This window comes from Photorhabdus heterorhabditis, assembly GCF_001280945.1.
GTDB lineage: Bacteria > Pseudomonadota > Gammaproteobacteria > Enterobacterales > Enterobacteriaceae > Photorhabdus > Photorhabdus heterorhabditis.
In genome coordinates, this window is the sequence record NZ_LJCS01000258.1 from 1 (window position 1) to 350 (window position 350).

General features: G+C 57.4%; 1 protein-coding gene. It reads right to left on the minus strand.

Going from position 1 to position 350, the window contains the following annotated elements:
• A partial coding sequence (locus AM629_RS23150; RefSeq protein ID WP_152912084.1) for a condensation domain-containing protein occupies nucleotides 1-350 on the minus strand: 350 nt, incomplete at both ends.

Here is a 350-nt window from a genome sequence, read left to right on the forward strand (position 1 = left end):
GCTTCCAACAGCCGTACCTGCGGCTGACCGTCAACCGAGACAAAAACAGAACGTAACGCCTCATGACGGGCGAACAGGGTATCCAGCGCCTGCTGCCAGGCCACGATATCCAGTTGACCACCCAAGTGCAGGGCCATCGGGATATGATAAGTCTCGCTGACACCATCCCACTTAGCCAGGAACCACAGGCGCTGTTGAGCAAATGACAGCGGCAGCGCTTCCTCGCGGGATATCGGCAGAATGGCCGGCAGGCTAGCGTTCTGTTGACCAGACCGGGCCGCCATGACCTCAGCAAAAGCCATCAAAGTAGGAGACGTAAACAGGGTGGTCAGCGGCAGTTCAATACCTAA